Origin of the sequence: Streptomyces sp. NPDC056734 (assembly GCF_042790455.1) — a bacterium.
Lineage (GTDB): Bacteria > Actinomycetota > Actinomycetes > Streptomycetales > Streptomycetaceae > Streptomyces.
The window spans coordinates 94,233-119,016 of record NZ_JBHTZD010000009.1 but is presented as its reverse complement, the minus strand read 5'-3'; the positions used below and the strand labels follow the sequence as shown (position 1 = coordinate 119,016).

At 71.7% G+C, this 24,784-nt stretch carries 17 protein-coding genes and 2 pseudogenes; 9 read left to right on the top strand and 10 right to left on the bottom strand.

From position 1 onward, the window contains the following. Nucleotides 1–142 precede the first annotated feature (142 nt). Together ACFRFC_RS15780 and ACFRFC_RS15775 are read right to left on the bottom strand one after the other, a co-directional pair. Nucleotides 143–1,507 carry an aspartate aminotransferase family protein gene (locus ACFRFC_RS15780; protein ID WP_382689940.1) on the bottom strand — a complete coding sequence of 455 codons (1,365 nt, stop codon included), beginning with the start codon at nt 1,505–1,507 and terminating at the stop codon, nt 143–145. 20 nt (nt 1,508–1,527) lie between these two features. Next, on the bottom strand, nt 1,528–2,034 hold the full coding sequence (locus ACFRFC_RS15775; protein WP_382689942.1) for an Lrp/AsnC family transcriptional regulator: 507 nt from the start codon (nt 2,032–2,034) through the stop codon (nt 1,528–1,530). A gap of 188 nt (nt 2,035–2,222) precedes the next feature. Here ACFRFC_RS15775 and ACFRFC_RS15770 point away from each other — a divergent pair, with 188 nt between their 5' ends. Both ACFRFC_RS15770 and ACFRFC_RS15765 read left to right on the top strand, forming a co-directional pair. After that, complete coding sequence (locus ACFRFC_RS15770; protein WP_382689944.1) at nt 2,223–3,659, top strand: gamma-aminobutyraldehyde dehydrogenase; 1,437 nt, start codon at nt 2,223–2,225, stop codon at nt 3,657–3,659. A gap of 180 nt (nt 3,660–3,839) precedes the next feature. Then, nucleotides 3,840–5,027: a spermidine/putrescine ABC transporter substrate-binding protein gene (locus ACFRFC_RS15765; protein WP_382689946.1), complete on the top strand. Its 1,188-nt coding sequence runs from the start codon at nt 3,840–3,842 to the stop codon at nt 5,025–5,027. Nucleotides 5,028–5,075: 48 nt separating this feature from the next. Here ACFRFC_RS15765 and ACFRFC_RS15760 read toward each other — a convergent pair whose 3' ends face one another. Beyond that, complete coding sequence (locus ACFRFC_RS15760; RefSeq protein ID WP_382689948.1) at nt 5,076–5,756, bottom strand: rhomboid-like protein; 681 nt, start codon at nt 5,754–5,756, stop codon at nt 5,076–5,078. Nucleotides 5,757–5,875: 119 nt separating this feature from the next. Here ACFRFC_RS15760 and ACFRFC_RS15755 point away from each other — a divergent pair, with 119 nt between their 5' ends. The 3 genes and pseudogenes from ACFRFC_RS15755 to ACFRFC_RS15745 form a co-directional block, all read left to right on the top strand. Further along, complete coding sequence (locus ACFRFC_RS15755) at nt 5,876–7,057, top strand: DUF5954 family protein (RefSeq protein ID WP_382689950.1); 1,182 nt, start codon at nt 5,876–5,878, stop codon at nt 7,055–7,057. 946 nt (nt 7,058–8,003) lie between these two features. After that, nucleotides 8,004–10,295: a SpoIIE family protein phosphatase gene (locus ACFRFC_RS15750; protein WP_382689952.1), complete on the top strand. Its 2,292-nt coding sequence runs from the start codon at nt 8,004–8,006 to the stop codon at nt 10,293–10,295. Then, nucleotides 10,226–10,462: pseudogene (locus ACFRFC_RS15745) on the top strand (hypothetical protein); the annotation flags it as partial. The gene ACFRFC_RS15750 and the pseudogene ACFRFC_RS15745, both read left to right, overlap by 70 nt. Here the strand turns inward: ACFRFC_RS15745 and ACFRFC_RS15740 are convergent. From ACFRFC_RS15740 to ACFRFC_RS15725, 4 genes and pseudogenes are all read right to left on the bottom strand, one after another. After that, nucleotides 10,361–11,116, bottom strand: coding sequence for an aldehyde dehydrogenase family protein (locus ACFRFC_RS15740; protein WP_383112623.1), 756 nt, complete (start codon nt 11,114–11,116; stop codon nt 10,361–10,363). The pseudogene ACFRFC_RS15745 and the gene ACFRFC_RS15740 sit on opposite strands and share 102 nt — an antisense overlap. Before the next feature lie 112 nt (nt 11,117–11,228). Further along, nucleotides 11,229–11,387, bottom strand: a pseudogene (locus tag ACFRFC_RS15735) (hypothetical protein); the annotation flags it as partial. Nucleotides 11,388–11,499: 112 nt separating this feature from the next. Further along, nucleotides 11,500–12,846, bottom strand: a complete 1,347-nt coding sequence (locus ACFRFC_RS15730; RefSeq protein WP_382689956.1) for a M24 family metallopeptidase — start codon at nt 12,844–12,846, stop codon at nt 11,500–11,502. Beyond that, nucleotides 12,843–13,808, bottom strand: coding sequence for an NAD(P)-dependent oxidoreductase (locus ACFRFC_RS15725; protein ID WP_382689958.1), 966 nt, complete (start codon nt 13,806–13,808; stop codon nt 12,843–12,845). The genes ACFRFC_RS15730 and ACFRFC_RS15725 overlap by 4 nt, the downstream gene beginning before the upstream one ends. 319 nt (nt 13,809–14,127) lie before the next feature. On the opposite strand from ACFRFC_RS15725, the gene ACFRFC_RS15720 reads away from it, so the two are divergent. Next, complete coding sequence (locus ACFRFC_RS15720) at nt 14,128–15,192, top strand: LacI family DNA-binding transcriptional regulator (protein WP_382689960.1); 1,065 nt, start codon at nt 14,128–14,130, stop codon at nt 15,190–15,192. A gap of 469 nt (nt 15,193–15,661) precedes the next feature. On the opposite strand, the gene ACFRFC_RS15715 is transcribed toward ACFRFC_RS15720, so the two are convergent. Both ACFRFC_RS15715 and ACFRFC_RS15710 read right to left on the bottom strand, forming a co-directional pair. Further along, nucleotides 15,662–17,053 carry a dihydrolipoamide acetyltransferase family protein gene (locus ACFRFC_RS15715; RefSeq protein WP_383112622.1) on the bottom strand — a complete coding sequence of 464 codons (1,392 nt, stop codon included), beginning with the start codon at nt 17,051–17,053 and terminating at the stop codon, nt 15,662–15,664. A 34-nt stretch (nt 17,054–17,087) separates the two neighbouring features. Continuing rightward, the gene (locus ACFRFC_RS15710; protein WP_382689966.1) at nt 17,088–19,268 is read right to left on the bottom strand and encodes a thiamine pyrophosphate-dependent enzyme; all 2,181 of its coding nucleotides are present in this window, start codon (nt 19,266–19,268) and stop codon (nt 17,088–17,090) included. Between the two features lie 229 nt (nt 19,269–19,497). On the opposite strand from ACFRFC_RS15710, the gene ACFRFC_RS15705 reads away from it, so the two are divergent. Then, entirely contained in the window at nt 19,498–19,998 is a 501-nt protein-coding gene (locus ACFRFC_RS15705) for a VOC family protein (RefSeq protein ID WP_382689968.1), read from the top strand. A gap of 20 nt (nt 19,999–20,018) precedes the next feature. Then, nucleotides 20,019–20,729 (top strand): GntR family transcriptional regulator, encoded by a 711-nt coding sequence (locus ACFRFC_RS15700; protein WP_382689970.1) that lies wholly within the window; start codon nt 20,019–20,021, stop codon nt 20,727–20,729. A 230-nt stretch (nt 20,730–20,959) separates the two neighbouring features. Here the strand turns inward: ACFRFC_RS15700 and ACFRFC_RS15695 are convergent, their stop codons facing one another. After that, nucleotides 20,960–21,934 (bottom strand): hypothetical protein, encoded by a 975-nt coding sequence (locus ACFRFC_RS15695; RefSeq protein WP_382689972.1) that lies wholly within the window; start codon nt 21,932–21,934, stop codon nt 20,960–20,962. 160 nt (nt 21,935–22,094) lie between these two features. Here ACFRFC_RS15695 and ACFRFC_RS15690 point away from each other — a divergent pair, with 160 nt between their 5' ends. Continuing rightward, nucleotides 22,095–24,368 (top strand): heavy metal translocating P-type ATPase, encoded by a 2,274-nt coding sequence (locus tag ACFRFC_RS15690; RefSeq protein ID WP_382689974.1) that lies wholly within the window; start codon nt 22,095–22,097, stop codon nt 24,366–24,368. Nucleotides 24,369–24,784: the final 416 nt, after the last annotated feature.

Sequence of the window (24,784 nt, the reverse complement as noted above, 5' to 3'; positions counted from 1 at the left end):
CGGCGGGGCCGGACAGCACGCGGCCCCGGGCCGCCGTTTCTCACTCGAACGGACGGCACCGGGGCCGGAAATGATCATCCAGAAGGAAGATCACAAGCCAGGTGGCTGTGCCACTGCCGCTGCCACTGGAGGTGGCTGGGGCCTACAGCTTGGTCCACGCCTCCGTGAGGGTGGCGCGCAGGATCTGCTCGATCTCGTCGAAGGTCGACTGGTCGGAGATCAGCGGCGGGGCGAGCTGGACGACCGGGTCGCCGCGGTCGTCGGCCCGGCAGTACAGGCCGTTGTCGTACAGCGCCTTGGACAGGAAGCCGTACAGGACGCGCTCGGTCTCCTCGTCGTCGAAGGACTCCTTGGTGACCTTGTCCTTCACCAGCTCGATGCCGTAGAAGTAGCCGTTGCCGCGGACGTCGCCGACGATCGGCAGGTCGTGCAGCTTCTCCAGGGTGGACTTGAACGCCCCCTCGTTGTCCAGCACGTGCTGGGTGAGGTTCTCCCGCTCGAACAGGTCGAGGTTGGCGAGGGCCACCGCGGCCGACACGGGGTGGCCGCCGAAGGTGTAGCCGTGCAGGAAGGTGTTGTCGCCCTGGTAGAACGGCTCGGCGAGCCTGTCGGAGATGATGCACGCGCCGATCGGGGAGTAGCCCGAGGTCATGCCCTTGGCGCAGGTGATCATGTCCGGGACGTAGTCGAACTTGTCGCAGGCGAAGAGCGTGCCGAGCCGGCCGAAGGCGCAGATGACCTCGTCCGAGACCAGCAGGACGTCGTACTGGTCGCAGATCTCGCGCACCCGCTGGAAGTAGCCGGGCGGGGGCGGGAAGCAGCCGCCCGCGTTCTGCACCGGCTCCAGGAAGACGGCGGCGACCGTCTCCGGGCCCTCGAACAGGATCTCCTGCTCGATCTGGTCGGCGGCCCAGCGGCCGAACGCCTCGGGGTCGTCGCCGTGGATCGGGGCGCGGTAGATGTTGGTGTTGGGCACCTTGTGCGCGCCCGGCACCAGCGGCTCGAAGGGGGCCTTGAGGGCCGGCAGGCCGGTGATCGACAGGGCGCCCTGCGGGGTGCCGTGGTAGGCGACCGCGCGGGAGATGACCTTGTACTTGGTGTGCTTGCCCTTGAGCTTGAAGTACTGCTTGGCGAGCTTCCAGGCGGTCTCGACGGCCTCGCCGCCACCGGTGGTGAAGAAGACCTTGTTCAGGTCGCCGGGCGCGTGGTGCGCGAGGCGCTCGGCCAGCTCGACGGCCTTCGGGTGGGCGTAGGACCACACCGGGAAGAACGCCAGCTCCTGCGCCTGCTTGGACGCGGCCTCGGCGAGTTCGACCCGGCCGTGACCGGCCTGGACCACGAACAGACCGGCCAGACCGTCGAGGTAGCGCTTGCCCTTGTCGTCGTAGATGTAGGTGCCCTCACCCCGCACGATCGTGGGGACGGGGGAGTTCTCGTAGGACGACATGCGGGTGAAGTGCATCCACAGGTGGTCGTACGCGCTCTTGCTGAGGTCCTTGGTGCTCACGGTTATCGGGTCCTCACGGGTTATCGGGTTCCCCACATATAGGTCTGCTTCTTGAGCTTCAGATAGACGAAACTCTCGGTGGAGCGCACGCCGGGGATGGCCCGGATGCGTCGGTTGATGACGTCGAGCAGGTGGTCGTCGTCCTCGCAGACGATCTCCACCATCAGGTCGAACGAGCCCGCGGTCATCACCACGTACTCGCACTCGGGCATGTCCGTCAGCGCGTCGGCCACGGACTCCACATCGCCCTCGACATGGATGCCGACCATCGCCTGCCGGCGGAAACCCACGGTGAGCGGGTCCGTGACGGCGACGATCTGCATCACTCCCTGGTCGAGCAGCTTCTGGACGCGCTGGCGCACGGCCGCCTCGGACAGGCCGACGGCCTTGCCGATCGCGGCGTACGGCCGCCTGCCCTCCTCCTGGAGCTGCTCGATGATGGCGAGGGAGACATCGTCCAGAGTGGGACTGCCGTTCCCGGTTCTGGACTGACTGGAGCCCCTGGGCTCTGCGCTTCGACTGGCCACGCAGCTCACTGTGCCCGAGGTCTCGACCGTTTAGCAAGAGCTGCGCAATGAATTTCGTTGATTATGGCGTCCAAGTTTGCGGATTTCGCAGCTCTGATGCGGCGAGGGGTGTTGAAACCGTCGGCATTCCGATTAGTCTGGGTGTCTCAGCCATTGGACATGGGACACCGACACTTGGAGGGCCGGCAGTGAGCACCGAGCTGCGTCGTCTGCGCAACTACATCGACGGAGAGTTCCGGGACGCCGCCGACGGGCGGACCACCGAGGTGGTGAACCCTGCCACCGGCGAGGCGTACGCGACCGCCCCGCTGTCCGGACCGGCCGACGTCGACGCCGCCATGGCCGCCGCCGCCGCGGCGTTCCCGGCGTGGCGGGACACCACCCCGGCCGAGCGGCAGAAGGCCCTCCTGAAGATCGCGGACCTTGTCGAGGAGCGCGCCGAGGACCTGATCGCCGCCGAGGTGGAGAACACGGGCAAGCCCATCGGGCTGACCCGCACCGAGGAGATCCCGCCGATGGTCGACCAGATCCGCTTCTTCGCGGGCGCGGCGCGGATGCTGGAGGGCCGCTCGGCCGGTGAGTACATGGAGGGGATGACCTCGATCGTCCGCCGTGAGCCGGTCGGCGTCTGCGCGCAGGTCGCGCCCTGGAACTACCCGATGATGATGGCCGTGTGGAAGTTCGCCCCGGCCCTCGCCGCGGGCAACACGGTCGTCCTCAAGCCCTCGGACACCACCCCCGCCTCCACCGTCCTGCTCGCCGAACTCATCGGCTCGGTCGTGCCCAAGGGTGTCTTCAACGTCATCACCGGCGACCGCGACACCGGGCGCCTGATGGTCGAGCACCCCACGCCCGCGATGGCCTCCATCACCGGTTCGGTGCGTGCCGGTGTCTCGGTCGCCGAGTCCGCCGCGAAGGATGTCAAGCGGGTCCATCTGGAGCTGGGCGGCAAGGCGCCGGTCGTCGTCTTCGAGGACGTCGACATCGCCAAGGCCGTCGAGGACATCTCCGTCGCGGGGTTCTTCAACGCGGGCCAGGACTGTACGGCCGCGACCCGGGTGCTGGTCCAGGAGTCCATCCACGACGAGTTCGTGGCCGCGCTCGCGAAGGCCGCCGCCGAGACGAAGACCGGGCAGCCGGATGACGAGGAGGTGCTGTACGGGCCGCTGAACAACCCGAACCAGCTGCGGCAGGTCTCCGGCTTCATCGAGCGGCTGCCCGCGCACGCCAAGGTGCAGGCCGGTGGCCACCGGGTCGGTGAGACCGGGTACTTCTACGCGCCGACCGTGGTGTCCGGGCTGAAGCAGGACGACGAGATCATCCAGAACGAGGTGTTCGGGCCGGTCATCACCGTCCAGTCCTTCTCCGACGAGGCGCAGGCCGTTCAGTGGGCGAACGGCGTGGAGTACGCGCTGGCGTCCTCCGTGTGGACGAAGGATCACGGGCGGGCCATGCGGATGTCCAAGGTGCTGGACTTCGGGTGCGTGTGGATCAATACGCATATTCCTCTCGTGGCGGAGATGCCGCATGGGGGGTTCAAGAAGTCGGGGTATGGCAAGGACCTTTCCGGCTATGGGTTTGATGACTACACCCGGATCAAGCATGTGATGACTTCTCTGGACTGAGGTGTTGTCCGAGGTACTGGGTGGCTGATCTTTCGCGGGGGACTGCGGGACCGTTGTGGCTGGTCGCGCAGTTCCCCGCGCCCCTTGCAGGGGCGTCTTCGACAAGGTGTCTTGGACAGTGCCGTTCGCTTGACGTTGCGTCTGTTGCCCGAGGTTCGGGAGGCGGCGCATGCTGCGGGGATGCTGGCTATGAGTGCTTCCGGGGTGTCTCGTCGGAGTCTGCTGCGTGGGCTTGGTGGGGGTGTTGCCCTGGGGGCGCTTGCCGGGTGTGGGGTGCCCGCCGCCTATGTGGCGGCCGGGGATCGGGGCGGGGCCGATCGGTCCGAGGAGGACCGGCGGCTGGTGTTCGCCAACTGGCCGCTGTACATCGACACCGACGACGAGGACGCCACCAGGCGGCCGACGCTGGACGCGTTCGAGCAGCGGACCGGGATCTCCGTCGACTATGTCGAGGAGATCAACGACAACGACGAGTTCTTCGGCAAGATCAGCCCGTCCCTGATGAACCACCAGGCCACCGACCGCGATCTGATCGTCATCAGCGACTGGATGTGCGCCCGGTTCGTCCGGCTGGGCTGGGTGCAGGAGATGGACCGCGCCCGCCAGCCGAATGTGACCCGATACCTGGATCCCCTGCTGCGCTCGTCCGCCTTCGACCCCGGCCGCAAGTACACCGTGCCCTGGCAGTCCGGGATCACCGGCATCGCCTACAACCGGCGCCGGGTGGGCCGGGAGATCCGGCGGGTGTCGGACCTGTGGGAGAGCGACCTCAAGGGGCGGGTGACCCTGCTGTCCGGGCTGGACGAGGCGTTCGCGCTGCTGATGCTGGGCAATGGCGTGGACATCACCCAGTGGACCGCCGACGACTTCCACCGGATCTGCGACCAGGTCGACCGGCAGGTCCGCAGCGGCCAGATCCGCCGCTTCACCGGCAACGACTACATCAAGGACCTCTCCAGCGGGGACGTCCTCGCCTGTCAGGCGTACTCCGGCGATGTCATCCAGCTCCAGGCCGACGACCCCGACATCGAGTTCGTCGTCCCCGAGGAGGGCGCCGAACTGTGGGCCGAGTCCCTGATGATCCCCAACCTCGCCGCCCACAAGGCCAACGCCGAACAGCTCATCGACCACTACTACGAGCCCGAGGTCGCCGCCGAACTGGCCGCGTGGGTCAACTATGTGTGCCCGGTCCCGGCCGCCCGTGACATCCTCGCCTCCTCCAAGGACCAGGAACTCGCCGCCCTCGCCGAGGACCCGCTGATCTTCCCCGACGACGTCATGCGCGAGCGGCTGTCCATCGCCCGGGACATCACCTCGCAGGAGCGGGTGGAGTTCGGGAAGCGGTGGAACGCGATCGCGGGGTTGTGACGACGGGGGCCTCCCGGGGTGGCGGGCGGGCCGTCCGTCCGTCCGTGGCTACTTCTCCTTCCGCCGCCGGCGCTGCCCCCAGTGGCGGAAGCTCGCCGCCGGGTTCCAGGCCGGGGCCCGGCCCCAGGTCACCGGGTAGCAGGCCAGCCCGATGAGGACGGCCGTGAAGTGGCCCACGTCGGTGAAGGTGCGGCTGATGAACAGCGGGGGCGTGAACACCGCCAGGACGCCCGCCAGATACACGTACCGCCAGGGGGCGGTGATCCGGTACGTCAGCACCGCGACCACGCCCGCCAGCGCGTAGCTCACCCCGATGTCGAGGGTGTTCACGGCGGAGTGCGGTGCCAGGCCCTGGCGGATCGCCCAGGCCAGGGTGGCCTGGCTGATGTAGGTGGCCAGGACGTGCGCGGTGAACGCCACCAGCAGCCAGCGCGCGGTGCCCAGCCAGCGTTCGGCCTGCGCGTGGAAGACGCTGTACAGCACCGCGTACGACAGCCAGCCGCCGCCGTCGATCCACAGTGCGCTGGAGATCAGGACCCGCACCGGGTCGGTCCTCAGCTCGTGGATGTTCGTGGACCGCTGCCGCAGGAAGTCCGTCTCGAAGTCCGGTGACATGTAGTGCAGCAGGACCGTGGTGACGAGGAGGACGGCCAGCCAGATGTAGGTACCGGGTGCGCTGCGCACGTACGCGACCACGTACCGGCCCGCGCGCCGGAGCTGCCTTCGCATGCGCTGATTCACCCACGCGGTACCGCCGGGGCGGGGGACCGACACCCCGGCCGGGTGGTCCCGGGGCGGGAATCGGGAAAATCGTGAATAGCGGCTGCCGTGCTCGGCAGGATGAGGGTATGGGGTATGGGCACAGCAGCAGGGACAGTGGCAAGGACAGCGGCAGCGACGACGTCAGGGGTCAGGACGGGCGGATGTGGCCGATCGTGGTGCGGCAGCCGCAGGATCCGGTGGAGGCGGTCGTGGAGGCCGACGCGTACGACGCCTCGCTGAACGCGCGGACGATGCTGGTGCGGGGACCCTTGTTCGGGGTGGCCGCGCAGGACGCCGGGCAGGCGCCGCGCTGGCGGGTGGTGGTCCCGGTCGCGGCCGGCTTTCCGCAGGAGGCCCGGGACAGCCTCAACTCACGGCTGTGGGACCGGGCGCGGAACGAGGCCGGCAGCCGGGAGGAGCGGCGGGCGCTGCTCGCGGCGGTCGACCGGCTGGAGCGCGAGCGCGTCGATGAACTCACCGTGCTCGGGACCCGTTACCGGGTGGTGCGGGCCGAGGAGTACGCGGGTGCGGGGCCGGACGGCATAGAGCAGCCCCGGCCGACCGACCCGGAACCCGCCGACCCCGACTGGGAGCGGGCGACCAAGGAGCGGCGGGTCGACGCGGACCTGGTGCTGGACCCGGAGGCGCCCCTCACGCCCGTACAGGCTGCGGAACGGCTGATGCTGCGTGACCTGGCGTACACCGGGAAGCGGTTCCCCCAGCGGGTGCGCGACGAGTCGCGGCGGGCGCTGCGGACCCATCCCGATGTGCTGCTGATGCCGGCGGCGTTCCGGGTCGTGGAGGGGCGGATGCTGGAGAACGGGTCGGCGGGTGGCTGGCAGATGGGCGGCAGCCTGCACACCACCGCGCATGACGCCCGCCGGGCCCTGGACTTCTCCCTGACCTGGTTCGCGCCACGCCAGCGGGGGCTGATCCCCTGGCAGACGGAGGCCCCCATGGCCGACGCCCGTACGGTGTCCGCCGAGGGCGACGAAGAGATGGTCGGCAAGCTGGCCGAGTACGTCCGGGCCGCCGACCGGCTCCGGGCCGAACGCGCCAACCAGGTCGAGATCGGGGGCTGCGTCCACCGGATCTGCCGGGCCCGCCGGCTGCTGCGCTGGGGCCCCGACGGTCCCGAGGGCCCGCGCCCGACCGACACCGAGTCCGACCCCCACCCGCCCAGCCGGATCCACCCCCGGATGGACGAGGACGGGGTCATCCACTACGACGAGGAAGGCGACGAGGGCGACGACGACTTGGAGAGCTGAGCGTGGCAGCACCCGCTCCGGCGGGTGCCCCGACCAGGACTCCGGGTACGCCGTCCGCACGAGGGTGATCCGTGCGCGGGCCGCCGCCGACGGGCGGCGGCCCGCCGCTGTCACCAGGGAGGTCACGAAGAGCGGCTGCGGGTGGACCGGGCGCGGGGTCAGGCCCCGGGAGCCGGTGGCCGGGAGCCGGTGGCCGGTGAGCGGTGAGCGGCTGAGGAAGGCGAAGCCGAAGCCCGCGCGGACCAGTTCGACGCCCGTCGGGATGTGGCGACCTCGACCGCGACCGTGCGGCGCAGGCCGGCTGTTCTTCGCCGCACCGCGACCTGGCTTGCCGCCCTCTCCGTGTTCGGCGTCTTCACCTCGTCGGCTCCCAGCTTTCTGGTCGACACCCTGCACCGGGACTCGCACGCCGTGGCCGGCCTGGTCGCCTTCGCGGCGGGCTCGCCTTTCGGGGCGCGCCGGCCGCCGCCGGTTCGGCCGCCCCGCCCGGGTCCCGGGCCGAGGTCCCCTCCGGGTTCTTCCTGGGCGCCTGCATCGGTCTCGGGTCCCGTGGTGGGCCTGGGCGTGGCCGGGCTGTTCTTCTCGTCCCGGGTGGTGATGCCGGCGTTCGTGGTGCTGGTGGTCGCCGCCATCGTGCTGTGCGGCCGGGCGGTTCTGGCCCATCGGGGTGACGGCGAGGCGGCTCACCGCAATGCCGATGCCGATGCCGACGCCGACGCCGCGGTGCGGTCCGTGCAGCCGGGATCGCGGTATGTCCGTGCCGATGGTCTGCCTGGACCGGCGGCAGGGTACATACCGGGATATACATCCCGGCACCCCGGCCGGGCGGCCCCACCGGCCCTCGCCGGTTCCACTCGGTTCCAGTCGGTCTCGGCCGGTCCGCCCGGCCCGAGGGGCCGTCTGCCGTACCGAGTTCGGCGCGGCACCGGGGCATAGCATGGAAAGCATGGACGGTATGGACCGTATCGGCGATATAGGTGGTATGGGTGGTGATGCCGCCCTGCGGACCGATCGGCGCGTGGCCCTGCTGAACGCGCGCCGGGACGCCTGTCTGGCCGCCGCCCTGCGCGCTATCCAGGCCCGGCTGCACCCCGGTACCAGCACCGCCTATCTGGTGACCGGCGGTCCCGTCGGCCTCACCGAGGGTGACCTGGGTGAACCCGCGATGCTGCTGCCCGCGATGGCCGTCGACACCCCGCTCGGCTTCACCCTCACCCCCGGCATGCCGACCGACGACAAGCGGTTCTCCACGGCCGTCGCCCATCGCACCGGCAAGCCCGTGATCTGGGACAACGAACGCGTCCGCAGTCTCGTCCGGAGCGAACCCGCGATGATCCAGTACGTGCCGTACGCGATGATCGCGATCTCCGTGCCCCTGCGCACCCAGCGGCACCGCTTCGGCACCCTGACCCTGCGCTGGGCGCCGCCCCGCGCACTGACCGCCGAGACCGTCGAGTACCTCACCGGCGCCGCCGACCGGCTCGCCCTCGAACTGGAGGCGCTGGCCGGACAGGGCGCACGGCTGGAGCCGCCCCCCGCCCCCGTGTTCATCCCGGAGAACCCCGAGAACCCCGAGAACCCCGGCCCCGAGTGGGGCCCCGCCTCCAGCACCGGTTTTCTGTACCGCTTCCAGCGGCTGGCCACCGGCCTCACCGCCGCCAAGGGCGTCCGGGACGTCGTCGCCACCAGCCTGTCCGAGGTGGTCCGGCCCTTCGGCGGCCGGGCGATGGCCCTGTGCCTGACCGAGCGGGGCCGGCTACGGGTGGTGGGGACCGCCGGATTCGCCCGCCCGGAGCTGCGCGGCCTCGACGGACTGGTGCTCACCGGGCACTGCCCGGAGGCGGACACCACCGTCGGCCTGCGCCTGCTGTCCTTCCCGTCGGCCACCGCGCTGCACCGCGCCTACCCCGGACTGGACCGCTACGACGACGACTCCAGCAGCTGGCTCTTCCTGCCGCTGATCGCCGACGGACAAGCGGTCGGCTGCTGTGTCCTGGCCGCCGAACGGTCCTGCACCCTGCACGACGCCGACCTCTCCGTCCTCATGATCATGCTGGGCCAGGTCGGCCAGGCGCTCCAGCGGGCGCGGGCCTACGAGCGCGAACACCTGATCGCCCGCAGCATGCAGCACGGACTGCTGCCCCGCACCCTGCCCCACCTCCCGGAGATCGTCTCCACCGCCCGCTATCTGCCCGCCGACGCGGGCGCCCAGCTCGGCGGCGACTGGTACGACATGATCCGGCTGCCCGTCGGCAGCGGCGTCGGGCTCGTCATCGGGGACGTCGAGGGCCACAGCCTGGAGGCCGGCGGCACCATGGGCCAGCTCCGCAGCGCGGTCCGCGCCTACGCCACCGAGGGCCACGACCCCGCCGGGGTGCTCAACCGCAGCAACCGGCTGCTGGCCGCGCTCGACACCAACCACTTCGCCACCTGCTGCTGCCTCTGGCTCGACCTCGACACCGGTACGGCGACCATCGCCTGCGCCGGTCATCCGGTCCCCGTGATCAGCGGCCCGCAGGGCGAGGGCGTCGCCCTCGACGTCCCGGTCGGCCCGCCGCTCGGCGTCGACGCCGACTCCGTCTACCGCCAGACGGAGTTCGCGCTGCGGCCCGGCTCCGTCGCCGCCCTCTACACCGACGGCCTGCTCGCCCTCAGCCACCGGGACGTCGACACCGGTGTGGCCCTGCTGCACAGCACCCTCGCCGACGGCCGGGACGAGGACCTGGAGATCCTCGCCGACCGGCTGGTGGGGGCCGCCGGCTCGGCCGCCCTGCGCGACGACGACCTCGCGCTGCTGCTGGTGCGCTACGACGGACACAGCGAGGGCCCGTACGGGCATGTCGCCCAGGTCTTCGTGCAGCGCCGGGATCTGCGGCACGTCCGCCGCCTGCGGCACTATCTGCACGAACTGCTGCCCGGCTGGGGGCTCGCCGGGCTCCAGGACGAGCTGGAACTGCTGCTCACCGAGGTGGTGACCAACGCGCTGGTGCACGCCGACAGTGATGTCGACGTACGGCTGCGGGAGTACCCCGACCATCTGCGGGTCGAGGTCCGCGACAGCGACCCCCGGCCGCCGCTGCTGGTCGCCGACCTCGGGCCCGGGGCGACCGGGGACGCCGAGGCCGAATCCGGCCGGGGCATGCTCATCGTCGACGCGCTGGCGTCGGCGTGGGGCAGCTCACCGGCCGGCCGGGGCAAGACGACCTGGTTCGAACTGGGCGTGCCGCAGCGCGTGTGACGTACGGCTCCGCGCACAGGACCGCAGTGCGGCTCACGCCGTGTGCGGGGCCCACCGGGTGCCGGTCAGCGGGCGGTCGCGGTGGACGCGCCAACACCTCCCGCACGTGGCCGTCCTGCGGGCACACCGCGAGGGAGAACCGTGTCACCCAGGCGAAGTTTTGGTGCACGGCGTGCAGATACACCGCGCACGCGGACCACGTCGGCGCGATGAACGTCCTCAACAGGGCCGGGCTGGTCCTCTGCGACGTGGCGTAGCCACCGACACAGGAAGCCCGCGCGCATTCGCGCGGGGGCGCCAGTCACGGAGCAGTTGACGACCGTGCGGGCGGCGGCGGCCAGCAGGGTCCGGCCGACCTCGGTGGAGCCGGTGAACGACAGCTTCCGCACCCGGGGGTCGTCCAGCATCGTGCCGACCACCGCGCCCGAACGCCGGGAGGGCAGCACGTTCACCACCCCGGCGGGCACCCCCGCTTCCTCGAAGAGGGCGGCGACGGCGAGCGCGGTCAGCGGGGTGTCAGTGGCCGGCTTCAGGATCACCGTGCAGCCCGCCGCGAGCGCCGGGCCGACCTTCCGGGTGGCCATCGCGGCCGGGAAGTTCCACGGCGTGACCAGCACCGACACCCCGACCGGCTGGCGCAGTACGAGGATCTTGTTGCCGCCGGAGGGCGCGGTCCGGACGCTGCCGAGGGTGCGTACGGATTCCTCCGCGTACCAGCGGAAGAACTCGGCGGCGTACGCCACCTCCGCGCGGGCGTCGGTCAGCGTCTTGCCGTTCTCCAGCACGATCAGCTCGGCGAACTCCTCGGCCCGCGCGGTCATCAGGTCGAAGGCCCGGCGTAGCAGCTCGGCCCGCTCCCGGAGCGCGGCGCGCCGCCCAGCCGGGCAGCGCGGCATCGGCCGCGGCGACGGCGTCCAGCGCGTCCTCGGGGGTCGCGGCGGCGACATCGGCGAGCTGGTCGCCGGTCGCCGGGTCCAGGACGTCGAACCGGGCGCCGTCGCCGGAGGGCCGCCACCGGCCGCCGATGAACAGGTCGGTGGGGACTCTCTCGATCCGGAGCCGGGCGGCGGAGCCCGGGTGGTGTGCGCTCACCGCTGTATCGCCTTCCGCGCGGTCGAAGTGGGTGACTCTCGGGTGGCCGGTCTCCGGGGAGGGCCGAGACCGGCGACCGGCTCGAAGGGGGCGCTTTCGCCGGGTATGCGGTTCAGTACGCGTTGGCGACGAACAAGTCCTGCGCCGGGAACCTGGTGAGGATCCGCGGACCGTCGGCCGTGACGACGACCTCCTCCTCGATCCGCGCGGCGGAGAAGCCGTCCGAGGCCGGGCAGTAGGTCTCCAGCGCGAAGACCATGCCCTCCTCGATCTCCACCGGATGCTCCAGGCTGTTGAGCCGGCTGATCACGGGCCGCTCGTGCAGCCCGAGGCCCAGCCCGTGCCCGAACTGGAGCCCGAAGGCGGCCATCTCGCTCGGGAAGCCGAACTCGGTCGCGGCCGGCCACACCCGGGCCACGTCGTCCGTGCCGATCCCCGGCCGTACGACGGCGATCGCCGCGTCCATCCACTCGCGGGCCCTGGTGTAGGCATCCCGCTGGGAGGCGGTGGAGCTGCCCACCGCGAAGGTGCGGTAGTAGCAGGTCCGGTAGCCGTTGTACGACTGGATGATGTCGAAGAACGCCTGGTCGCCGGGGCGGATCAGCCGGTCGGAGAAATTGTGCGGATGCGGGTTGCAGCGCTCGCCGGAGACCGCGTTGATGGCCTCGACCTGGTCCGAGCCCATCTCGTACAGCCGCTTGCTGGCCAGCGCGACGATCTCGTTCTCCCGGATGCCGGGCCTGAGCACATCCACGATGTCCTGGTAGACGCCGTCGACCATGGCCGCGGCCATCGACAGCAGGGCGATCTCGTCGGAGGACTTGATGGCCCGCGCGTCCAGCATCAGCTGCTGCGCGTCGACGACCCGCAGGCCCTGGCGCTGCATCTCGAACAGGAACGGCGGCTCGACGATGTCCACGCCGACCGGCAGGTCCGCCACTCCGGCGTCCTGGAGCATGCCCTTGATCTCGCGTACGGCCGACTCCATCAGCCCGGCGTCCGGGGCGATGGCGCCGCGCAGGCCGAGCATCCCGGCGCGGGAGTTCTCCGGCTTCAGCCAGGGGGCGTAGAGCTGGTGGTGGCGGGCGGCGGAGCCGAAGTCCCACAGCACCGGGTCGCCGCCGTCGCGGGTCAGCAGCGCGTAGCGGGTCATCTTGTCGCCGAGGGCGCCGCCGATCCAGGTCTGGGTGGAGTAGCGGATGTTGTAGAAGTCGAAGAGCAGGAAGGCACCGCACTCACTGGCGTCCAGCGCGGCGCGGGTACGGGCCAGCCGGTAGGCGCGCAGCCGGTCGTAGTCGACGCGCGTCTCGTAGTCGACCGCGCTGTGGCCGGGGGCGGGGAGGGGGCGGGCGGGGGTGGTCGTGGGGGTGGTCGCGGTGCCGTTCGCGGAGGTGCTCGCGGTGGTGTTCACCGTGGTGGTCGGTGTGGTGGTCGGTGTGGTGGTCGTGTGGGTCGTCATCGGGTCTCCTCCGTCAGGCCGTCGTCCTCCGTCAGGCCGTCGTCCACCGCCGTGCCCTCCGGTTCCAGGGTGACGCCGGAGCGGCGGGCCTGCTCCAGGATCAGGGTGGCGAAGTCGTCCGCGGTGTGTCCGGCGCCCACCGCCGACTGCACGAGCTGGGCGGTGGCGGCGGCGACCGGCATCGGGACCTCCAGCTCGCGGGCGGCGGCGAGTCCGAGGTCGAAGTCCTTGCGCAGCAGCACATTGGTGAAGGTCGGGGTGAAGTCCAGGCTGACCAGCGCGGGCGACTTGTACCGGGTGAAGACGGAGCCCATCACCGAGTCGTTGAGGAACTCCAGGAAGGCCGCGCGCCGCACCCCGCCCTTCTCGGCGAGCAGCGTGATCTCCGCGAGCGACTGGGTGACCACGCCCAGGAACACGTTGTGCGCGATCTTCACCAGCCGGGCCACCTCGTCGTCGCCGACGTAGGTGACACCCCGGCCGAGCAGGTTCAGCAGCGGCTCCACGGCCTCGTAGACCTCACGGGGTCCGGAGACGGCGACGGTGAGCATGCCGGCGGCGATCACCTTGGGGTTGCCGCTGACCGGGGCGGCCAGGAAGTCGGTGCCGCGCTTGGCGGCCTCGTCGCGGACGAGCGCGGACGCCTCGGTGGAGACGGTCGAGCTGTCGATCAGCACGCCGGGCGCGGAGCCCGCGGTGAGCACCCCGCCGGGGCCGGTGGTGACGGACCGGAGGTCGGCGGAGGCGGAGACCATCACGAAGACCACGTCCCGGTCGGCGAGCTGGTCGGGCCGGTCCACGATCGTGGCGCCCCGCTCGGCGAGCGGCTCGGCCTTGGCCCGGGTCCGGTTGTACACGGCCACGTCATGGCCGGCGTCCAGCAGCCGGGCGGCCAGCTGGTAGCCCATCCGGCCGGCTCCGATCCAGCCGATGCGGGGGCGGTCGGTGGCGACGTACGTCATGGTCTTTCCTCACTTCGGGAGAACCCGGGACGTCGGGAGAACCCGGGGAGATCTTCGAGAACGGCTCGGGGCGGCCGGGGGATGCGATGCCCGTGTGCGATGGCGGTTGCGATGGTGGTTGCGATGGTGGTTGCGATCGCGGTGCGAGAAGTGCCTGCCGGGTCCCGGGACGGCCCCGCCCCGGCTCCACGGGCTTGGCTTGTCATCTCCACGGCTCTGCAATCGATTGCATTCATCGTTGTCCCGTTCCCGTGGTGCTGTCAAGAGGGTGAGATGCAACCGATTGTTACGAGTACCCGATTGTCCCTAGACTGCCGGGGTGAACAAACGCCCGACCATCGCCGACGTGGCCGCCCTCGCCGGGGTGCACAAGGCCACCGCCTCCCGTGCCCTCGGCCCCAGCACCAGCGCTCTGGTGAACGCGGCGACGGCCCGGCGGGTGCGCCAGGCCGCCGAGCAGCTCGGGTTCACCCCCAATTCGGCCGCCCGGAGTCTGCGCACCAACCGTTCCTTCACCGTCGGCGTGCTGCTCCCCGACCTCACCAACCCGCTGTTCCCGCCCATCGTGCGCGGGATAGAGGAGGCGCTGGGCCCGCGCGGCTACACCGCGCTGCTGGCCAACACGGACAACGACGAGGCCAAGGAGCGCGCCGGTTTCGACGCGCTGCGCGGGCGTCAGGTGGACGGTTTCATCGTCGCCACCGCCCGGCGCGAACACGCTCTGCTGGACCGGGCGCGGGCGGCGGGCGTCCCGATCGTGCTGGTCAACCGGCGGACCGACGATCGGCTGCTGCCGTGGGTCGCGGGCGACGACGCCACCGGTATGACCCTCGCCGTCGAGCATCTGACCGGCCTCGGGCACCGGGCCGTCGGCCATGTGGCGGGGCCGTCGTCCATGTCGACGGGGGTGATCCGCGCCCAGGCGTTCCGCGTGGCGGCCGAGGCCGCCGGGATCGGCCCGGGGGCGGCGCCGGTGGTGGAGAGCGAGGCGTACACGGTGGCGGCGGGGGAGAGGGCCACCCGGGACCTGCTCGACCGGTACCCCGCCACCACCGCGATCTGCGCGGGCAACGACCTCATCGCGCTCGGCGCCCTGCGCGCGGCCCGCGCCCGGGGGCTGCGCTGCCCGGAGGATCTCTCCCTGGTCGGCTTCAACGACATGCAGTTCGCGGACGAGTTCCAGCCACCGCTGACCACCGTGCACGTGCCGCACCTCGACCTGGGCGCGGAGGCCGCCCGCCTGCTGCTGGAACAGCTCGACCGCAACGAGGAGCGGGGCACGCCCGCGCCTTTGGCGAAGACGGTCCTGCTCCCCGTACGGCTGGTGGTGCGGGCGTCGACGGCGGGGCCGGGTGGCGGTGTTGAGGGTGGTGGCTGTGGTTGAGGGCGCCGTTCAGGTGTAGGGCCGGGCGGCGCCGCGCGGCGGTGTTCATGGGCGTTGCCAGGTGGCGTGGCTGAGGGTGGTGGCTGTGGTGGCTGTGGTGGCGTTGGCGTGCGGCGGTGGCTGTGGGGGCTGGTCAGGTGTACGGCTGAGCAGCGTCGGCGGTATCGCCGCGTGGCGGTACTCACGGCGTCGTGGCTGAGGGTGGTGGCTGCGTGCGGCGGTGGTTGAGGGTGCTGCTCAGGTGTACGGGCGAGCGGCGTCGGCGGCGGGGCCGCGTGGCGGTACTCGCGGGCGTCGCTCAGGCGCACGGCTGAGGGTGGTGGCCGTGATGGCGTCGGAGTGCGGCGACGGCTGAGGGCGCCGCTCAGCCGCACAACTGAGCGGCGCCGATGGGCACCACCGCGCGCTGGTACTCGGTCCCCCGGCCGAGGGCGGCGGCGCGCGGTGGTGCCCGGCCTGTGCCGGTCGCTCAGGCGACCAGCCGCAGCGGCTCCTCCAGGGCGTTGATCAGCGCGCCCATCCACTGGGCGGCCAGCGCCCCGTCGATGGCCCGGTGGTCGACGGACAGCACCAGCGCCATCTGGGTGGCGACCTCGATCGCCCCGTCCACGACGACCGGTGCCGGGCGGCCGGCGCCCACCGCGAGGATCGCCGAGTGCGGCGGGTTGATGATCGCCGAGAACTCCTCGACGCCGTACATCCCCAGGTTGGTGACCGTGATGCTGCCGCCCTCCAGGTCCCGCTGCTGCAACGCGCCCTCGTTCGCCCGCCGTACGTAGTCCTTCACCTCGCGGGCGATCGCGCTCGGGGACATCCGCTCGACGCCCGTGAGGACCGGTGTCACCAGCCCGCGCTCCGAGGCGACGGCCACCGCCACATCGACCGACTCGAACCGCCGCATGCCGTCGTCGGTCCAGATCACATTGGCGTCGGGCACCTCCCGGTGCGCGACCGCGACCGCCGCGATCACCAGGTCATTGACCGAGATCTTGTGTGGCGCCACCGCGTTGAGCTGCTGCCGCAGGGCGAGCAGGGCGTCGATCCGGGCCGTGCGCCTGAGATAGAAGTGCGGGATCGTCTGCTTGCTGGCGGTGAGCCGGTTCGCGATGGCGCGGCGCAGCCGGGTGTGCGGGACGTCGTGGAAGCCGGTCGCGGGGGCCGGAGGCTGGGGGAGCGCGACCGGCGTCGCGGGTGCGGCCGGTTCGGGGGCTGCGGAGGCCGCCGTACGCTCCGCTTCCGCCACCGCCTCCGCCACCGCCCGTTCCGCGTCCCGCCGCACGATCCGTCCGCCCGGCCCGGTACCGCCGACCTGGCCGATGTCCAGGTCCGCCGCCCGCAGGATCCGCCGGGCCAGCGGGCTGCTGAACACCCGCCCGTGCTCGGCGTCCGTGGTGACCGGCGGTGCGGCCGGGGCCTCCTGGGTCTCCGGCCGCACCACCGGCGTCTCGTGGGGCCCACCGGATCCCGTGCCGGCGGATCCGGTGCCGCCGGATCCCGTGCCGGGGGAACCCCCTGCGTCGGAAGCCCCGCCACCGGACCCCCCGCCACCGGACCCCCCGTCGCCGGACCCCTCGTCCACGCCGAGTTCCGCCAGCAGCCGGGCCACGTCCGCGCCCGCCTCCGACGGGTCGCCGACCAGGGCCATCGGGGCGCCCACGGCGACGGTCGTGCCGCCGGGCACCAGGGTGCGCAGCAGCATGGCGTCCGTCTCGGCGGCCACCTCCACCAGCGCCTTGTCCGTCTCCAGGACGACGATCGGATCGCCGGTCCGGTACGGGGTGTGTTCCTTGACCAGCCATTCGGACAGGACGGCTTCCGTCGCTCCGGCGGCGACTTCGGGTACCCGAAGCAGCGTTGCCATGGGTCTTCTCCTACCTGGGTCTTGGGCCGTGGGCTCAGTACGCGGCGATCTCGCGCAGCGCGGTGACGACTTCCTCGGTCCGGGCGATCGCCGCCCGCTCCAGGACCTTGCTGATGTTGGGCGACGCCTCGCCGCCGGTGACCCGCTCGATCGGGGCGTCCAGCCAGTCGAACAGGCGCCGCTGGATCTCGTCCGCGAGCCAGCCGCCGTACGACGTCCCGCGCGCCCCCTGTTCCACGATGAGGACCCGGTTGGTCTTCCTCACGCTCGCCTCGATGGTGTCCCAGTCGAGGGAGGCCCGGTCCAGCCAGCGCAGATCGATCAGGTCGGCCCGGATCTCCGGCACTTGGTCCAGCGCCTCCTGGCAGTGACGGACCATCGAGAGGTACGAGATGACGGTGAGGTCGTCGCCCTCGCGGCGCAGGGCCGCCCTGCCCACCGGGATGCGGTAGTCGAGGTCGTCGACGGGTGCCGGGCCCGTCGAGGTGTACAGGTCGACGTGTTCCAGGACGACGACCGGGTCCTCGCAGGCCAGCGCGGTGTTCATCAGGCCCACGTAGTCGAAGGGGGTGGACGGGGCGACCACCCGCAGACCGGCCGCCGTGGTGAGCACGCCCGCCGGGTCCATCGTGTGCTGGGAGCCGTAGCCGGAGCCCGCCGCGAGCTTGGAGCGCAGCACGAACGGCACCGCCTCGTCGCCGCCGAACATGTGCCGGGCCTTGGCCACCTGGTTGAACAGCTGGTCGGCGGCGACCCACATGAAGTCGGCGTACATGAACTCCACGATGGGCCGGAACCGCCCGTCCATCGCCATGCCCCCGCCGAGCCCCGCGAACGCGTTCTCGCTGATCGGCGTCCCGAGCACCCGCTCCGGGGCCACCTCCTGGGCCCGCTTGGTGGCCCCGTTGGTGCCGCCGCGCAGCCGGTCGACGTCCTCGCCGAGGACGACGATCCGCTCGTCGGTCTCCATCCGGCGCCCGATCACATCGCTGACCAGGTCGATGAACCGCCGCTCCGCGAGCTGCCCGGAGAACGTCCCGGCCTCCTCGTAGCGGCTGCCCGCCAGCTCGCTCAGATCGCCGCGCACCCCGACGTCCACCAGCGCCGGGTCCGGCCAGGCCGAGGGGCGGATCCGGCGTACCCCGGGCTTGCCCGTGGGGTCCTGCTCCAGCAGGGTGTCGCCGATCTCGCGGAGCACTGCGGCGACCTGCTTCTGCGCGGCGGTCACCTCCCGCGCGGTGGCCAGCTTGCGCCGTACGACATGGCGGCGCAGCAGATCCAGCGGGTCACGCGCCCGCCACGCCTGCTCCTCGGCCTTGTCCCGGTAGCCGAACGCGCTGCCCGGGTACGGGCCGTTCTGGTGGAAGTAGCGGTACACCTCCGCCTCGATGACGGTCGGGCCGTGCCCGGCGCGCATGTGCGCGAGCGCCTCGGTCATCGCCAGCTGCACGGCGAGCGCGTCCATGCCGTCCACCCGCCAGCTGGGGATGCCGAAGCCGGGGCCGCGGCCGGACAGCCGGGCCTCGGCGGTCACCTCGCCGATGGGGGTGGAGACGGCGTACAGGTTGTTCTCGATGAAGAAGCAGACCGGCAGCTTCCAGGCCGCCGCGAGATTGAAGGTCTCCAGGACCGAGCCGATGTTGACGGCCCCGTCCCCGAAGTAGGTCACCGTGACCGCGTCCGTCCCGGCGCGCAGCTGGTTGAAGGCGAACCCGGCGGCCTGCGGGACCCCGCCGCCGACGATGGCGTTGGTGCCCATCGCCCCGGCCTCCCGCCACTGGAGGTGCATCGAGCCGCCCCGGCCCAGGCAGAAACCGTCGGCGAGGCCGCAGATCTCGGCGAGGGTGCGGTGCAGCACCATGCGCACGTCGTCACTCAGCTCGGGCAGTCCGTCGGACTTTTTCGGCAGTACGTGGGTGAGCGCCTTGGCGAGGAACTGGTGATGGCCGCGGTGGGAGCCGTTGACGAAGTCGTCGCTGCGCAGCGGCAGCACCGAGCCGACGGCCCCGCCCTCCTGCCCGACGCTCGAATGCACCGGGCCGTGGATCAGACCCTGACCGGCCAGTTCGAGCGCGTACTCCTCGAAGGCGCGGATCCACAGGCCCTGGCCCAGCATCCCCAGCAGCAGGGCCGGGTCGGCGGCGTCCCAGTCCCCGGTCGAGGCGCTCAGCTCCACCCAGGGCGAGCTGGGGGACAACGGATCACGGCTGGGCATGGGCCCTCCCTGGAGATGACTGACCGATGAGAAACGGCGGGGAACGGTGAGAAACAGTGGGGAACGGTGGGGAGCTGCGGGGGTCGGCGGCGCTGGATTGGATCCATTACCGAGCGACTGACCCGCACTCGGGGGTCGTATGACCTAGACTATGCGCCCAGCGAGACGTGATCGCAAGACCGAATGGATCCAATCGTTCGGATTCATCGAAGAAGGCGGAGGCGGCATCATGGCGATTCCCGGACTGACCCGGCTCGACCACATCGGGCTCACGGTGCCGGATCTGGACGAGGCCCATACGTTCTTCGTGGAGGTGCTCGGCTGCGAGTACCTGTACGCGCTCGGCCCCTACCAGGACGACGGCCACTGGATGAGCACCCACCTGGACGTCGACGACCGGGCCGTGATGCGCCGGCTGCACTTCTACCGGCTCGGCGGACAGGCGGTCTTCGAGGTCTTCGCGTACGAGGCCCCGGACCAGCGCACCAGGGGCCCGCGCAACAGCGATGTCGGCGGCCACCATGTCGCCCTGTACGTGGAGGACCTGGACGCGGCGGTGGCCGATCTGCGCCGGCGCGGGCTGCGGGTGCTGGGCGAGCCGACCACCAGCCGGGGGGCCAGCGAGGGACAGCGCTGGGTCTACTTCCTGGCGCCCTGGGGGATGCAGTTCGAGCTGGTTTCCTATCCTGGCGGCAAGGCTTTCGACCATGATCCCGGGGCCTTCGCCTGAGCAGGGGAGTGAGTGAGCCAGTGTCCGACGGCAAGGGCGACAAGGGCGACAAGGGCGGCACCGGCGTGCTGCGGGCCGGAGTGGCCAGTCAGCGGATCGCCGATCAGCTGCGCGAGCGCATCCTGGCGGGCCGGCTGGCCCCCGGGACGCGCATCATCCAGGACGACCTCGCGGACGAGCTGAACACCAGCCGGCTGCCGGTGCGCGAGGCGCTGCGCATCCTCCAGTCCAAGGGGCTGGTCACCCTGCGCGCCAACCAGGGCGCCTGGGTCACCCAGATGGACATGCGCGAGTGCGAGCTGAGCTACAAGATGCGCGAGCGCCTCGAACCGCTGCTGCTCGCCGAGTCCGCCCCCCGGCTCACCGGCGCGGACATCGCCGAACTGACCGGGATCCAGGACCGGATCGAGGAGACCCGGGACGTGGAGGAGTTCCTGGTGCTGGACCGGCGGCTGCACTGGGCGACGTACCGTCACCACCGGGCGGACGAACTCGCGGGGGTCGTGGCCCGGCTGTGGGACACCACCCAGCACTACCGGCGGGCCTTCACCCGGCTGACGCTGGGCCGGCACGGCTGGATCATCAACGCCGAGCACCGTCTGCTCATCGAGGCCCTGCGCGACGGCGACGGCCGCTCGGCGGAACGGATCCTGGAACTGCACATCCGCCGGACCCGGGTGGAACTGGCCCAGCATCCGGACGTGTTCCGCGGCGAGGACGCGGCCGGCTGAGGCGGGCGGTCCCCCGTGACTCGCCTCGGCGGTAGTTGATGCGGTAGTTGATACGGAGGCTCCGCGCGCCGCCGGTTCGGCCCGGCAGGCGGTCGCGGGGGCCGACGGGCGGCGCGTGTGCCGGGCCCGCCGGCCGTCGCGGTGGACCGGTGACAGCCGTGGTGGATCGGTGACCGTATCGCGGTGGATGGCTGACCGTCGCGGTGGACCGGTGACCGTATCGCGGTGGATCAGTGGCCGTGCGGAGCCTCCTCGCCCGTGTTGCCCGTGTCACCCGTGTTGCCCGTGTCGCCCGACGGCTCGCCCGCCGGGCCTTCCCCGGCGCTGACCGTGAACGCCGCCGTGTGGACCTTGCCTTCCGCCTTGAAGTCGAGGAACAGACGGTAGTCGCCGGTGCTGGGCGCGGCGGCCGTGAAGGTGACGTCCGGGCTGCCGGACAGGGCGTCGCCGCTCGCCTCGTCGTGCGGGTGGACGTGCAGATACGCCAGGTCGCCGGAGCGCAGGGCGACCAGATGGCCGTAGGCGCCGAGGTAGGGCTCCAGGTCGGTGACCGGCTCGCCGTCGCGGGTGACGGTGAAGGTCAGCTCGCTCTGGGCGCCCGCCGCCAGGGTGCCGGTCAGCTTCACCTCGTAGCCGTCGACCGTCGCGGTGGCACCGGCCGGGGGCAGTGCGGCGGGCTCGTACGCGCCCGAGACGGCCAGGTCCGCGCCCAGGGTGAGGCCCTCCTCCTCGGCGGCCGGGCGGAAGTCGGCGAAGACGCGGTAGCCGCCGGGCTCGGGGAGCGTGGCGGGCGTGCTCCAGGTGCCGTCGGCCGCGCGGACCGGGTGGAGATGGCGGAACGTCGTCAGATCGCGCGAGGCGACGATCAGATGCAGTTCCTTCTCGTGCTCACGGGCGAAATCGGTCACCGGGCGGCCGTTCGCGTCGCGGATGGTCAGCCGCAGCTCGGTGGGGTCACCGGCCGCCACCTGCCGGGTGGCCAGGTCGAGGGTGTAGCCGTCCTGGGAGATCTGGAGACCGCCCGGGGTGGTGTCGGTTGCGGCGTCCTGCGTATTGCCGGTGGCCTCGGTGGGGTGGCCTTCCTGGTGCGCGGCCGGCTCCGGGTCGGCGTTGATCGGAGAGACCGCGGTGCCGACCCCATAGGCGGCGGCGAAGCAGACGGCGACGGCCGCGCCGAAGGTGCCGATCTTCTGGAGGGCGTTCATCTCGGGCTCCTGAGGTCGATGCCGAACATGGAACGGGTGGTTCCGTGCGGTCGGGCGGTTCTGTGCATTCCTTGCCTTTGATACCCGTGGGGGGTATACATGGGTAGAGCTTATACCCCTAGGGGGTATAAAGTGAAGAGGAAGCGGCCCAGGAGGAGCGATGAGGAGTGAAGTCGCCGTGAGTACCACCACAGCACCCGGCGCCACCGAGGTCGAACTCGCGATTGGCGGGATGACGTGCGCCTCCTGCGCTGCACGCATCGAGAAGAAGCTCAACCGCATGGACGGCGTCACCGCGACCGTCAACTATGCCACCGAGAAGGCCAAGGTCAGCTATGACGGCGAGATCGCCGTCGCCGACCTGATCGCCACCGTGGAGGCCACCGGTTACACCGCCCGTGAGCCCGCGCCGCCCCGGCAGGACGGCGGGCCGGGGGAGGGGGCCGCCGAGGCGCCGGACGAGCTGCTGCCGCTGCGCCAGCGGCTGATCACCGCCGTGGTCCTCTCGGTCCCGGTGATCGCCATGGCCATGATCCCGGCGTTGCAGTTCGAGTACTGGCAGTGGCTGTCCCTGACCCTGGCCGCGCCCGTGGTCGTCTACGCCGCCTGGCCCTTCCACAAGGCGGCCTGGACCAACGCCCGGCACGGCGCCGCCACCATGGACACCCTGATCTCGGTCGGCACGTCGGCGGCCCTGATCTGGTCCCTGTGGGCGCTGTTCTTCGGCACCGCGGGCATGCCCGGCATGACCCACCCCTTCGAGCTGACCATCGAGCGCGGCGGCGGCGCCGGGAACATCTATCTGGAGACGGCGGCCGGAGTCACCGCCTTCATCCTGGCCGGGCGCTACTTCGAGGCCCGCTCCAAGCGCAAGGCGGGCGCCGCGCTGCGCGCCCTGATGGAACTGGGCGCCAAGGACGTGACCGTCCTGCGCGACGGCCACGAGACGCTCATCCCGGTCTCCGAGCTGGCGGTCGGCGACCGCTTCCTGGTCCGCCCCGGCGAGAAGATCGCCACCGACGGCACGGTCGTCGAGGGCACCTCCGCCGTGGACGCCTCCATGCTGACCGGTGAGTCCGTGCCGGTCGAGGTCGCCCCCGGCGACGGGGTGACCGGCGCGACCGTCAACGCGGGCGGGCGCCTGGTGGTCGAGGCCACCCGGATCGGCGCAGACACCCAGCTCGCCCGGATGGCCAGGCTGGTGGAGGACGCCCAGAACGGCAAGGCCGCCGCCCAGCGCCTCGCCGACCGGATCTCGGCGGTGTTCGTACCGATCGTGATCGCCCTGTCCCTGGCCACCCTCGGCTTCTGGATCGGCAATGGCGCCGGGGCGGCCGCGGCCTTCACCGCCGCCGTCGCCGTACTGATCATCGCCTGCCCCTGCGCGCTGGGCCTGGCCACGCCGACCGCGCTGATGGTCGGCACCGGGCGCGGCGCCCAGCTCGGCATCCTGATCAAGGGCCCCGAGGTGCTGGAGACGACCCGCAAGGTCGACACCGTCGTGCTGGACAAGACCGGCACGGTCACCACCGGCAAGATGACCCTGCTGGCCGTCCGCACCGCCGAGGGCACCGACGAGAAGGACGTCCTGCGCCTCGCGGGCGCCCTGGAGCACGCCTCCGAGCACCCCATCGCCCAGGCCATCGCCACCGGCGCCGCCGAGCGCACCGGCACCCTCCCGGTGCCGGAGGACTTCGCCAACATCCCCGGACTGGGCGTCCAGGGCGTGGTGGACGGCCACGCGGTCCTGGTCGGCCGGGAGAAGCTGCTCGCCGAGTGGGCGATGGAGCTGCCCGCCGAGCTGAAGCTGGCCAAGCAGCAGGCCGAGACCGCCGGCCGGACCGCCGTCGCGGTCGCCTGGGACGGCGAGGCACGGGCCGTCCTGGAGGTCGCCGACGCGGTGAAGGACACCAGCGCCGAGGCCATCACCCGGCTCCGCGCGCTGGGCCTGCGCCCGGTGCTGCTGACCGGCGACAACAAGGCCGTCGCCGAGTCCGTCGCGGCCGAGGTCGGCATCGACGAGGTGATCGCCGAGGTGATGCCGGAGGACAAGGTGGACGTGGTCAAGCGGCTCCAGGCCGAGGGCCGCTCGGTGGCGATGGTCGGCGACGGTGTCAACGACGCCGCCGCGCTGGCCCAGGCCGACCTGGGCCTGGCCATGGGCACCGGCACGGACGCCGCGATCGAGGCGAGCGACCTCACCCTGGTCCGCGGCGACCTGCGCGCCGCCGCCGACGCCATCCGCCTCGCCCGCAAGACCCTGGGCACCATCCGCACGAACCTGTTCTGGGCCTTCGCCTACAACGTGGCGGCCCTCCCGCTCGCCGCGGCGGGCCTCCTCAACCCGATGATCGCCGGAGCGGCCATGGCCTTCTCGTCGGTCTTCGTGGTGGGCAACTCCCTGCGGCTACGGGGGTTCCGCCCCACCGGCTGACCCCGGGGACGCCCTCGCGCCCCCGCGCCCCCCCCCGCAGTCCGACGCTCCGGTGCCGACAGGCCCGGGGCGTCGGGTGTTTTCCCCATCCGTCGTGGGCCGGAGGGCGTCGGGGCGTTCGCTCTCCGGTCCGTCACCGGCTTGGGGTGTCGGTGCGTTCGCCCTGTCGGCCAGTGGTCCGGAGTGTCGGGGCGTTCGGTCTGTCCGTCGCGGGCCGGGGGCGTCGGGGCATTCCCCCGCAGGTCCGCCACTGGCCGGGGGCTCGGCGCGTTCACCCCGTCGGCCACAGGCCCGGCGCGGTGGCCCGTTCGGCCCGTCCGTCATCGGCCCGGCGCGGTGGCGCGTTCGACCCGTCCGTCGCAGGCCGGGGGCGTCAGGGCGTTCGCCCCCCCGGCCAGCCACAGGTTGGGACCGTG

What these genes read in the sequence shown, in the direction of transcription:
- ACFRFC_RS15705 (WP_382689968.1), top strand. Translation starts at nt 19,498, where the DNA reads ATGGCGATTCCCGGACTGACCCGGCTCGACCACATCGGGCTCACGGTG.
- ACFRFC_RS15710 (WP_382689966.1), bottom strand. Translation starts at nt 19,268, where the DNA reads ATGCCCAGCCGTGATCCGTTGTCCCCCAGCTCGCCCTGGGTGGAGCTG.
- ACFRFC_RS15695 (WP_382689972.1), bottom strand. Translation starts at nt 21,934, where the DNA reads ATGAACGCCCTCCAGAAGATCGGCACCTTCGGCGCGGCCGTCGCCGTC.
- ACFRFC_RS15755 (WP_382689950.1), top strand. Translation starts at nt 5,876, where the DNA reads ATGGGGTATGGGCACAGCAGCAGGGACAGTGGCAAGGACAGCGGCAGC.
- ACFRFC_RS15750 (WP_382689952.1), top strand. Translation starts at nt 8,004, where the DNA reads ATGGACGGTATGGACCGTATCGGCGATATAGGTGGTATGGGTGGTGAT.
- ACFRFC_RS15690 (WP_382689974.1), top strand. Translation starts at nt 22,095, where the DNA reads ATGAGGAGTGAAGTCGCCGTGAGTACCACCACAGCACCCGGCGCCACC.
- ACFRFC_RS15730 (WP_382689956.1), bottom strand. Translation starts at nt 12,846, where the DNA reads ATGACGACCCACACGACCACCACACCGACCACCACACCGACCACCACG.
- ACFRFC_RS15725 (WP_382689958.1), bottom strand. Translation starts at nt 13,808, where the DNA reads ATGACGTACGTCGCCACCGACCGCCCCCGCATCGGCTGGATCGGAGCC.
- ACFRFC_RS15715 (WP_383112622.1), bottom strand. Translation starts at nt 17,053, where the DNA reads ATGGCAACGCTGCTTCGGGTACCCGAAGTCGCCGCCGGAGCGACGGAA.
- ACFRFC_RS15760 (WP_382689948.1), bottom strand. Translation starts at nt 5,756, where the DNA reads ATGCGAAGGCAGCTCCGGCGCGCGGGCCGGTACGTGGTCGCGTACGTG.
- ACFRFC_RS15765 (WP_382689946.1), top strand. Translation starts at nt 3,840, where the DNA reads ATGCTGGCTATGAGTGCTTCCGGGGTGTCTCGTCGGAGTCTGCTGCGT.
- ACFRFC_RS15740 (WP_383112623.1), bottom strand. Translation starts at nt 11,116, where the DNA reads ATGACCGCGCGGGCCGAGGAGTTCGCCGAGCTGATCGTGCTGGAGAAC.